This is a genomic window from Kitasatospora sp. NPDC093558, from assembly GCF_040683475.1.
Classification (GTDB): Bacteria; Actinomycetota; Actinomycetes; order Streptomycetales; family Streptomycetaceae; genus Kitasatospora.
Genome location: NZ_JBFBDY010000220.1, coordinates 1 through 10,217 on the forward strand (window position 1 = coordinate 1; position 10,217 = coordinate 10,217).

9 protein-coding genes are annotated in these 10,217 nt (G+C 72.3%); 7 read left to right on the top strand and 2 right to left on the bottom strand.

Going from position 1 to position 10,217, the window contains the following annotated elements; genetic code table 11:
- Window positions 1–265: 265 nt before the first annotated feature.
- Together AB0O00_RS20645 and AB0O00_RS20650 are read right to left on the bottom strand one after the other, a co-directional pair.
- On the bottom strand, window positions 266–2,179 hold the full coding sequence (locus AB0O00_RS20645; protein WP_363653791.1) for an FAD/NAD(P)-binding protein: 1,914 nt from the start codon (window positions 2,177–2,179) through the stop codon (window positions 266–268).
- Window positions 2,176–3,129: an amino acid ABC transporter permease gene (locus AB0O00_RS20650; RefSeq protein WP_363653793.1), complete on the bottom strand. Its 954-nt coding sequence runs from the start codon at window positions 3,127–3,129 to the stop codon at window positions 2,176–2,178. Before AB0O00_RS20650 ends, AB0O00_RS20645 begins: the two co-directional genes overlap by 4 nt.
- Window positions 3,130–3,613: 484 nt before the next feature.
- Here AB0O00_RS20650 and AB0O00_RS20655 point away from each other — a divergent pair, with 484 nt between their 5' ends.
- The 7 genes from AB0O00_RS20655 to AB0O00_RS20685 form a co-directional block, all read left to right on the top strand.
- Window positions 3,614–4,762, top strand: a complete 1,149-nt coding sequence (locus AB0O00_RS20655; RefSeq protein WP_363653795.1) for an LLM class flavin-dependent oxidoreductase — start codon at window positions 3,614–3,616, stop codon at window positions 4,760–4,762.
- Between the two features lie 227 nt (window positions 4,763–4,989).
- On the top strand, window positions 4,990–5,469 hold the full coding sequence (locus AB0O00_RS20660; RefSeq protein ID WP_363653797.1) for a GNAT family N-acetyltransferase: 480 nt from the start codon (window positions 4,990–4,992) through the stop codon (window positions 5,467–5,469).
- Window positions 5,470–5,480: 11 nt separating this feature from the next.
- Complete coding sequence (locus tag AB0O00_RS20665) at window positions 5,481–6,428, top strand: ABC transporter substrate-binding protein (protein WP_363653799.1); 948 nt, start codon at window positions 5,481–5,483, stop codon at window positions 6,426–6,428.
- 28 nt (window positions 6,429–6,456) lie between these two features.
- Window positions 6,457–7,440 (top strand): amino acid ABC transporter permease, encoded by a 984-nt coding sequence (locus AB0O00_RS20670; protein WP_363653801.1) that lies wholly within the window; start codon window positions 6,457–6,459, stop codon window positions 7,438–7,440.
- Between the two features lie 23 nt (window positions 7,441–7,463).
- Window positions 7,464–8,216: an amino acid ABC transporter ATP-binding protein gene (locus tag AB0O00_RS20675; RefSeq protein ID WP_363653807.1), complete on the top strand. Its 753-nt coding sequence runs from the start codon at window positions 7,464–7,466 to the stop codon at window positions 8,214–8,216.
- Window positions 8,217–8,262: 46 nt separating this feature from the next.
- Window positions 8,263–9,246 (top strand): ABC transporter substrate-binding protein, encoded by a 984-nt coding sequence (locus AB0O00_RS20680; protein WP_363653803.1) that lies wholly within the window; start codon window positions 8,263–8,265, stop codon window positions 9,244–9,246.
- A gap of 75 nt (window positions 9,247–9,321) precedes the next feature.
- Window positions 9,322–10,217: serine/threonine-protein kinase (locus tag AB0O00_RS20685; protein WP_363653805.1), on the top strand; the 896-nt coding region annotated here is incomplete at its 3' end.

The following is a 10,217-nucleotide window of genomic DNA, read 5'->3' on the forward strand; positions in this document are numbered from 1 at the left end:
GCCGCTCCGGGGGCTGGATGATTTTCCGACTGCCGACTCTGTTGGGTGGGGGGTTCTCGCCGTTGGCAGTCTGAAAATCACCCGTCACGCCCCTCTCCGCGGCCACCCCCTCCGCCACCCCCTCCCGCAGCGCTCCCTCTCGCCTTGGGTGGGGAGGGGGTGGGGGGTGGTTGAGGTGGGTGGGTTGGTGCGGCTTGGGGGAGGGGGATGGGGGGTGGTTGAGGTGGGTGGGTTGGTGCGGCTTGGGGGAGGGGGTGGGAGGCGTTCAGCTGGCCATTGCTGGGGTGGGGTGGGTGGCCATCGTGGCTAGCAGGGTGCGGGCTGCTTTGTCGTTTTGGCGGAAGGCCGGCGAGTTCGTTCTCGGGCGGGCGAAAGCGGCGGCTGTCCGTTGGGTGGTGTGGGGGCCGAGGGCTGTGCGGCGGGGGTGGGGGGCGCCGTTGAGGGTGGGGTCCAGGAGGCGGCTGTCGTCCGGGGAGATGGTGATCAGGCCGGAGTGGTGGGCGTACTCGTCGTCGGCGATCACCTCTTCCGCCACTTGGCCCGCGCGGTGCAGGTCGCGCAGTACGGGGTCGGCGGTGCGGTCGACGGTGTGCTTGGGGAGGTAGGCCTCGATGAGTGCCGTCGCCGTGAGGGTGTGGCCGGGCACGGTGGTGCCGGAGGCTCGCCAGGTGCCGTCGGGCTCGTTTCGTTCGATCCGGATGCCGGCTCCCAGGAACCGGACCACGCCGGCCTCGGAGAGTGCGAGCAGCTGGCGCAGCCGGAAGCCGGGCGGGCCGGAGGCGAGGTGGTTGAAGTAGCCGAAGAACCACTCGTCGACGTCCTCTGCGATCGACCGGGCGGTGAGGCGGCCGGAGCCGATCACTCGGGGGAGCTGGCCGAACAGGGAGAGCAGGGCGAGGAAGGCGCCTAGGTCGGCGCTGTGGGCGGGGTCGGCGCGGCGGTCGGCGTCGGCGGTGATGTGGGTGCGCAGGTGGGTTTGGAGTTCGTCTGCGGAGGCGAGTTCGAGTCCGGTTAGTGGGTGGTCGAGTTGTTCGAAGTCGAGCCGGTCGGCCGGGTCGGGGACGGCTTCGGCGACGAGGGTGGTGAGTTCGGGGGTGTACCAGCCGTGCCGGTCGTAGCGGGCCAGGAAGGCGGACCAGGGCAGGGCGGTGCGTTCGGGGTGTGCGTGGAACAGCTCGTGGTAGTAGCCGAAGCCGACTTCCTTGGCCATCAACGGCCAGACGTCGCGGCGTAGTTCGAGTGGTCGCGCGGTGGCGAGGACGGCGTCGACGGCGGCTGCGTCGAAGTAGCGGGGGAGCGGGGCGGACGGGCCCTGGAGGCGGTAGCCGGTCTTGGAGTGGTACGGCACGCCGCGCCGGGAGCCGAGGTGGAGCACCGGCTCGCGGCCGGACGGGCGGTAGCGCAGCCCGTCGGCCGTCGGCTCGAACCGACCGCCGCGGCCCTCGGTGAGCAGGGCGACCAGGTCGACCGCGGCCAGGCCGAGGCCGCGCACCACGACGTGTTCGCCGGGGGTGAGGCCGGACAGGTCGGCGTCGGCGGTGTAGGCGGGCGGGAGGTGGAAGCGGCCGTGCCGGGCGGCGAAGTCGGCGTCGGCGGCGTGCCGGGGGTGCGGGACGGAGTCGAGGTGGCCGAGGGCGAGGGCGACGTGGTCGGCGGTGAGCGTCCGGTCGGTGAGGTGGACGGTCTGCGGGCCGTCGGCGGGGCCGTCGATCCGCCGGACGGTGTCGCGGTGGACGGTGACGGTGACGTGCGGCGGCAGATCGGCGACGGCGCGGCGGAACACCCAGTCCAGGTAGGCACTTTGGGCCCGGCGGGTGGGGAAGTCGGTGGGGGCGAGCGTGCGCAGTTCGGCCCGGACGGCCGGGTCCTCGACCTCCCGGTAGGGCGCGAACTCGTGCTGGCGGCGGGCCCATTCGGCGAGCGAAGGGCCGGGGCGGACGGGGCCCTCGATGGTCGAGCGCTCGTCGGTGAACATCGTGACGTCCTCGGCCATCGAGTTCATCCGCAGCAGCGGGGACTGGTCGTGCCGCCAGATCCGGCCCGCGCCGGGCGGGTGCGGGTCGACCAGGTGGACGTGCAACGGCCGGTCGGGTGGGAGCAGTTCGGGTGCGTTGGCGGCGATGCGCTCCAGCAAACCGGTGCCGCGTGGGCCGGCGCCGATGATGACGAGGACGCTCATGCCTTGATCACCCGCCGGAGGGCCGCCCGGGCGCGCTGGAGCGGGGTGGGCGGCAGCCCGTCCCGGGTGGCGCCCCTGGCGTAGTGCCGTTCGACGTAGTACTGGCCGACGGACAGGACGGTGGTGATCACCAGGTACCAGATGGTGGCGACCATCAGCATCGGGATCACCTGGTACGACTGCAGGTAGACCAGCTGGACCGAGTAGAGCAGGTCGGAGACGGCCAGTACGCTGACGATGCTGGTGCCCTTGAGCGCGCCGATCAGCATGTTCCCCGCGGTCGGCACGATCGCCCGCATCGCCTGCGGCACGACGATCCGGCGCAGCACCCGCCACCGGCCGAGCCCGAGCGCGGCGGCGGCCTCCAGCTGGCCGCGGTCGACGGAGAGGATCCCGCCGCGGATCACCTCGGCGGCGTACGCGGTCTCCAGCAGGGTGAGGCCGATGACGGCGGTCAGGGTGGGGCCGATCAGGTTGACCGTCTTCACCGTGACGAACTCCGGGCCGAACGGGATGCCGAGGCCTAGCGTCGGGTACAGCGCGCCGATGTTGAAGAAGAACAGCAGCTGGACCAGCGGCGGGGTGGAGCGGAAGAGCCAAATGTAGCCCCAACTCAGCGTGCGCAGCACCGGGTTGGCGGACAGCCGCATGGTGGCGAGCACGGTGCCGAGCGCGAAGCCGAGGCCGAGCGTGACGGCGGTGAGCCAGAGGGTCAGGCCGAGGCCGTCGAGGACGGACCGCGCGGTGAACCACTCGGCGACCACGCCCCACTGGAAGGCGTCGTTGCGGACGACCGAGCCGGCCGCCATGGCGAACAGCAGCAGGGCCGCCGCGGCGGCGATCCACTGGCCGGGGCTCCGGCGGGCGACGATCCTGGCCTCGGCGGTGCCGGGGTCGGGGGGCGGTGCGGGGCGGGTCGGGGAGGGGAGGACATCGGGTGGAGTGGCCATGGCGGAGGCTCCTGGCGGGGAGGTACGGGTGTCGTCACGTACGGCCGTCCCGCCGGCCCGCGTCCCTCAACACGGTCCGGCTCCTGCGCTCCGCCGTGATCGTAGGCCGCCGTGCGCGCGGGCTGTCAAGGGCGGCAGGGCACCTCGGAACGACGTCAGGAGATTGCAACAGCGCTGCAATGATGGGTGGTTGACGTACCGGCCGGGCCGCTGCTCAACTTGGGGCCATGTCCGCCGAGCAGCCCTTGGTCACCCGCGACCACATCGACTTCGGTCGGGTGTGGTCGGCGGCGTGTCCGGCCTGACCCGGCAGCGGACCGCCGTCCGCCCTCTCTGACGGCCCTCCCGTCAGCCGTGCGCTGCCGCCTTCTCCGGCCTCACCCACTGCGCTCCGGCAGTTCCCTCTTCTCACGTACCCGCGTTCACGGCTGCCCCTCTGCGGGCGTCCGTCCGCGGGCCGTCGGCCCACCCGAAAGGTTCCGCCATGCCCGTCGAGTTCCTCGGCATCGCCGCCACCGGCGACGGTTCGGAGACCACCGCCCGCACCACCGCCGCCTTCGACCGCGACTACACCCTGCGGCTGGCCCGCGCCCACGAGGACCACGGCTGGGACCGCGTCCTGTTCGCGTACGGCGCCGGTTCGCCCGAGCCGGCCGCGGCCGCCGCGTTCCTCGCCTCGAAGCTCGACCGGCTGCAGATCCTGCTCGCCCACCGGCCGAACGTCTCGTACCCGACCTTCGCCGCCAAGACCTTCGCGACCCTCGACCAGATCAGCGGCGGCCGGCTCACCGTCCACTTCATCACCGGCGGCAACGACCACGAGCAGCAGCGCGAGGGCGACTTCCTCACCAAGGACGAGCGCTACGCCCGCACCCGCGAGTACATCGGCATCGTCAAGAAGGCCTGGACGAGCCGCGAGCCCTTCGACCACGAGGGCGAGCACTACCGCTTCAACGACTTCGTCTCGGACGTCTTCCCCGTCCAGCAGCCGCGCCCTAACGTCTCCTTCGGCGGCTCCTCGGACGCCGCCTACGCGGCCGGCGGCGCCGAGGCGGACGTCTACTGCCTGTGGGGCGAGCCGCTGGCCCGCACCGCCGAGCAGATCGAGCGCGTGAAGGAGGCGGCGCGCGCCGCCGGGCGCACCGACGTGCCGCGGATCCAGGTGGCCTTCCGGCCGATCATCGCGCCGACGGAGGAGCTGGCCTGGGAGAAGGCGTACCGGACGGTGGACGCGATCAAGGCCCGTCGGGCGGGCGGGGAACTGGTGCGCCGCGGCCGGCCGGTCGGCTCGGGCCTTCCTGAGAACACCGGCTCGCAGCGCCTCATCGAGATCGCCGAGGCCGGCGAGCGCTACGACCGCGCGCTGTGGACCCCGACCGCGGCGGCCACCGGCGGGGCCGGCAACTCCAACGCCCTGGTCGGCACCCCGGAGACGGTCGCCCAGGCGCTGCTCGACTACTACGACCTCGGCGTGGACATCCTCTCGGCGCGCGGCTACGACCTCCTGGACGACGCGATCGACTTCGGGCGGTACGTCATCCCGCTGGTCCGCGAGGAGGTCCGCAAGCGGGACGCCGCGAAGGCGCAGCAGGCGGAGCGCGACCGGCGGCAACTGATCGCGGTGCAGGCGTGAGCGAGCGAAGCGAGCGAACCGTCGAGAGGTGCGTGTTGCGCGAAGCGGCCGCCGAGCGCAGCGAGGTGGGCGCATGAGCGAGCGAAGCGAGCGAGCCATGAAGAGGTGCGCGTTTCGCGAAGCGGCTGCCGAGCGCAGCGAGGTGGGCGCGTGAGCGAGCGGAGCGAGCGAGCCATGAAGAGGTGCGCGTTTCGCGAAGCGGCTGCCGAGCGCAGCGAGGTGGGCGCATGAGCGACGCCGCGCGTACGACGGAGATCCGGCGCGTCACGATCGACGACCCGCTGGTCGCGCCGCTACTGCGGGAGCTGACGCACGAGTACACCAGCCGCTACGGGCCCGCCGGGCAGCTGGAGATGACCCGTTACCCGGCGGACTCCTTCGCCGAGCCGCACGGCCTGCTGCTCCTCCTGCTGGAGGACGGCGGGCCGGTGGCCGGCGGCGCGTACAAGCGGTACGACGAGCACACCGCGGAGGTCAAGCGGATGTGGACGGATTCGGCGCACCGCCGCCGCGGCCTGGCCCGCCGGGTGCTGGCCGAGCTGGAGCGGGCGGCGCTCGCCGCCGGGTACCGCCGGATCTTCCTGACCACCGGCCCGCTCCAGCCGGAGGCCAGGGGCCTCTACCTCGCGACCGGCTACACGCCGCTGTTCGACCTCACCGCCGATCCGCTGACCATCGGCAAGCTCCCGTTCGAGAAGCACCTCTGAAAGGCCCTTCCGTGAGAACCACTTCCGTCCGCCGCCTGCTCGCGGCCACGACCGTCCTGCTGCCGGTCCTGGCGGTGGCCGCGTGCGGCTCGGACCCGAAGATCCCGGGTGCGCCCGGCGCGAGCCGACTGGCCGCCGCCGCGGGCCAGGACGTGCTCTCCGGGATCGCCAGGTCGGACGCGGCGGCGGCCCTGCTGCCGGAGGAGGTCCGCGCCGCCGGCACCGTCAGGTTCGGCGCCTCCTTCGGTTACCCGCCGAGCGCGTTCTACGCCGACCAGGTCACGAAGAAGCCGGCCGGGATCGACATCGACGTCACCGACGCCGTCGCCAGGGTGCTCGGCCTCACCGTGCAGCGCGAGGAGGCCGCGTTCGAGACGATCCTGCCCGCCCTCGACAGCGGCAAGTACGACGTCGGCACCGGCAACTTCGGCGTCACCACGGCCAGGCTGAAGACGATCGACTTCGTCACCTACATCGACGACGGCCAGGGTTTCGCGGTGCGCAAGGACGACACCGGCGCCAAGCCCATTACCGACCTCGTCCAGCTCTGCGGGCTGACCGTCGGCACCGGCGCCGGCACCACCTTCGAGACCACGCTGAACGCGAAGAAGAACGTGTGCACCGACGCCGGGAAGAAGCCTTACGAGGTCAAGGCGTTCAGCGACAGCGGCGCCGTGCTCACCGGCCTCCAGCAGGGCCGGATCGACATCGTGATGTCCACCATCAACGGCCTGCGCCACCAGGCCGCGCAGGAGGCCTCGGGGACGCGCTTCCTCGGCGAGTTCCACCGCCTCGACGTCGGCTTCGCGTTCAAGAAGGGCTCCCGGCTGACCCCGGCGTTCCAGGCGGCGGTCAACCAGCTGATCAAGGACGGGACGTACGAGCGGATCCTGCGCAAGTGGGGCGTCGCCGACTCGGCGATCCCGGAGTCCCGGATCAGCCCGCCCGAACACCCGTGACCCCCGGGCCCGTTGGAGGAGTCCCCGCATGACCGTCACCGACACCGCCGTCCGCAGTCCGGCCGGCGCCGCGCGCAGACCCGGGCACGTCGACCTCGACGAGCTGGCCGGGCTGCGGACCGTCCCCGCCCGGCACCCCTGGCGGCTCGTCACCGGGCTGGCCGTGCTCGTCGTCCTCGCCCAGTTCGTCCACGGCCTGGCCACCAACCCGGGCTGGGACTGGGGCACCTTCCGGCTCTACTTCACCGCCGACGTGATCGTCCGCGCGGTCGGCCGCACCCTCGAACTCACCGCCTACGGCACCGTCCTGGGCTTCCTGCTGGGCGCCGTGGTGGCCGCGCTGCGACTGTCGCGCAGCCGGATCCTGCGGTCCGTCGCGTGGGCGTACGTGTGGGCGTTCCGCTCGATCCCGCTGATCGTCCAGCTGGTGTTCTGGTTCAACCTCTCCTACCTCTACAAGCGATTCGGGTTCGGTATCCCGTTCGGCCCGACCTTCGGCGGCTTCGAGACGATGGGCGTGCTCAGCGCGCTCGGGGCCGCGGTGCTCGGCCTCGGCCTGCACCAGGCCGCGTTCGCCGCCGAGATCATCCGCGGCGGCGTCATCGCCGTCGACGCCGGCCAGCGCGAGGCCGCCACCGCGCTCGGCATCCCGCGCCGGCGCCAGGCCTGGCGGATCGTCCTGCCGCAGGCCATGCGCGGCATCCTGCCGGCCGCCGCCAACGAGGTGATCTCGCTGCTCAAGGGCACCTCGGTGGTCTACGTGATGGCCATCGGCGAGCTCTTCTACCAGGCCCAGGTGATCTACGGGCGGACCGGCCGGGTGGTGCCGCTGCTGATGGTCGCCACCGTCTGGTACGTGCTGCTGACCACCGCCCTGTCGATCGGTCAGTACTACGTCGAGCGCCACTTCGCCCGCGGCGCCGAGCGCACCCCGCCGCCCACCCCGCTCCAGCGCGCCCGGGCCTTCGTCCGGAGCCTCGGCGCGGCCCGCAGCCCGGAAGGACAGTCGTGACCACCCTGACCCCCGCCGCCCCCATGGTGCAGGTCCGCGGCCTGCACAAGAGCTTCGGCCCGCTCGACGTCCTGCGCGGCGTCGACCTGGACGTCCCGGCCGGATCGGTGACCGTCGTGCTGGGCCCGTCCGGCTCCGGCAAGTCCACGCTGCTGCGCTCGATCAACCACCTGGAGAAGCTGGACCGCGGCTTCGTCGCCATCGACGGCGAGCTGATCGGCTACCGGCGCTCGGGCGACCGGCTGCACGAGCTCAAGGAGCGCGAGGTGCTGCGCCAGCGCACCCACATCGGCTTCGTGTTCCAGGGCTTCAACCTCTTCCCGCACCTCACCGTGCTGGAGAACCTGGTCGAGGCGCCGGTCAGCGCGTTGCGCCGGCCGAAGGCCGAGGCCAGGGCGGCGGCGCTGCGGCTGCTGGAGCGGGTCGGGCTGGCCGACAAGGCGGACGCCTACCCGCGGCAGCTCTCCGGTGGGCAGCAGCAGCGGGTGGCGATCGCCCGGGCCCTGGCCCTGGAGCCCAAGGTGCTGCTGTTCGACGAGCCGACCTCGGCGCTGGACCCGGAGCTGGTCGGCGAGGTGCTAGACGTGATCAAGGACCTCGCCCGCAGCGGCACCACGATGATCGTCGTCACCCACGAGATCGGCTTCGCCCGCGAGGTCGCCGACACCGTCGTCTTCATGGACGGCGGCGTGGTGGTCGAGCAGGGCCCGCCGGCCGAGGTCCTCGACCACCCGCGGCAGGAGCGCACCAGGGCGTTCCTCGCCAAGGTGCTCTGAATCCGCACCCTTCACGAACACCCCTTTCCCGTACAGGAGTTCCGCCATGTCCCTGCCTCGCCGCGCCCTTGTCGCCGTCGTCGCCGCCGTCTCCCTCCTCGGCCTGGCCGCGTGCGGCGGTCCCGCGGGCGCCGAGGCGGAGCTCGCCCCGGCCAAGGGCACCACCGCCCCGGACGGCACGACGGTCAACCTGACGCCCGACCAGAAGCGCGTCACCACGCCCAAGGTGGACGCCGTCGCGGCGCTCGTCCCGGACGAGATCCGCAGACGCGGCACGCTCACGGTCGCCGACAGCCTCGGCACCACCCCGCCGCTGGACTTCTACGCCAACGACGACAAGACCGTCATCGGCGTCGAGACGGACATCGCCTCGCTCATCGCCGACGTGCTCGGACTCAAGCCCGAGTTCAACCCGGTGTCCTGGGAGAACGTCTTCGTCGGCCTGGACGCGGGCAAGTACGACGTCGGTGTCTCCAACATCACCGTCACCGAGGCCCGCAAGGAGAAGTACGACTTCGCCACCTACCGGCTCGACATCCTCGGCTTCGAGGCGAAGAAGGGCAGCGGCCTGAAGGTGACGGGCGCCAAGGACCTCGCCGGACGGACGGTCGGCGTCTCCTCCGGCACCAACCAGGAGAAGCTGCTGATCGCGTGGAGCGAGGAGGACGTCCGCAACGGCCTGAAGCCCATCGACATCAAGTACTTCCAGGGCGTCGAGTTCTACCTCGCGCTCTCCTCCGGCCGGATCGACGCCTACGTCGGCCCCAACCCCAGCCTGGCCTTCCACGCCGCGCAGAGCGGCGAGACCGAGATCGCCGGCAGCTACTCGGGCGGCGGCGCGGACGTCCTCGGCAAGATCGCGGCGACCACCAGGAAGGACAACGGGCTGGTCAAGGCGCTCAACGCGGCGATCGAGGAGACCATCAGGAACGGCACGTACGCCCAGGTGCTCAAGCGGTGGGGCCTCGCGAACGAGGCCGTGCCGAGCTCCGAGATCAACCCGCCCGGGCTGCCGAAGACCGGCTCCTGATCCGTTCACCCGTTCGCCTTCCCCCGCCGCTATGGTGGTCCGCCCGGCGGCGAACGCCGGGCGGAGGAAGCGGACTTGGGGGAAGGCATGAAGGCGGGGGACCTGCTCGACGGCCGCTACCGGCTGGTCAGGGAGCTCGGCCGGGGCGGCTTCGGTGTGGTGTGGCTGGCCACCGACGAGCGGCTGGGCCGGCGCAGGGTCGCGGTCAAGGTGCTGCTGGAGGAGCACGCCACCGACCGGGAGGCCGTCAGCCGGTTCATCCGCGAGGCCGAGACGGCCGGTGGGCTCGCCAGCCCGCACATCGTGACGGTGCACGACTACGGCCGGGTGCGGACCGGTTCCGGGCAGACGCACTACCTCGTCATGGAGTACGTCGACGGCGAGTCGCTCGCCGACGTCATCAAGAAGGGCCGGACGGAGAAGGGCGGGGTGGAGCCGGCCGACGCCCTGCGCTGGGCCCGCCACGTGTGCCGGGCACTCGACGCCGCGCACCGCGAGGGCATCGTCCACCGGGACATCAAGCCCGAGAACGTCATGATCGCGAAGGACACCGGCAAGGCCAAGGTGCTCGACTTCGGCATCGCCCGCCTGCTCACCCAGAGCGCCGTGCTCACCTCCACCGGCACCATCGTCGGCACCGTGCCCTACCTGGCCCCCGAGGTCTGGTCCGGCGCCGGGGCGGACGCCCGGGCCGACCTCTACGCGCTCGGCATCATGCTCTACCAGCTGTGCACCGGCCGGCGGCCGTTCCAGGCGGCCACGGCCCCCGAGTACATGTACCAGCACCTGGAGGTGATCCCGGCCCGCGTCCGCACCGTCGACCCGGCGCTCGGGGACCTCATCGCCCAGCTCCTCGCCAAGGACCCCGCCGACCGGCCCGCCGACGCCGCCGAGGTGCACCGCCGGCTGCGCGAGGCGCGACCTCTCGCCGGACGCCGTCCCCGCCCTCGACCGGCTGCCGCCTGCCCCGC

Bases quoted from the DNA above. Each gene is read 5' to 3' on its own strand.
- AB0O00_RS20645 (WP_363653791.1), bottom strand. From the start codon at position 2,179: ATGAGCGTCCTCGTCATCATCGGCGCCGGCCCACGCGGCACCGGTTTG.
- AB0O00_RS20650 (WP_363653793.1), bottom strand. From the start codon at position 3,129: ATGGCCACTCCACCCGATGTCCTCCCCTCCCCGACCCGCCCCGCACCG.
- AB0O00_RS20655 (WP_363653795.1), top strand. From the start codon at position 3,614: ATGCCCGTCGAGTTCCTCGGCATCGCCGCCACCGGCGACGGTTCGGAG.
- AB0O00_RS20660 (WP_363653797.1), top strand. From the start codon at position 4,990: ATGAGCGACGCCGCGCGTACGACGGAGATCCGGCGCGTCACGATCGAC.
- AB0O00_RS20670 (WP_363653801.1), top strand. From the start codon at position 6,457: ATGACCGTCACCGACACCGCCGTCCGCAGTCCGGCCGGCGCCGCGCGC.
- AB0O00_RS20675 (WP_363653807.1), top strand. From the start codon at position 7,464: ATGGTGCAGGTCCGCGGCCTGCACAAGAGCTTCGGCCCGCTCGACGTC.
- AB0O00_RS20680 (WP_363653803.1), top strand. From the start codon at position 8,263: ATGTCCCTGCCTCGCCGCGCCCTTGTCGCCGTCGTCGCCGCCGTCTCC.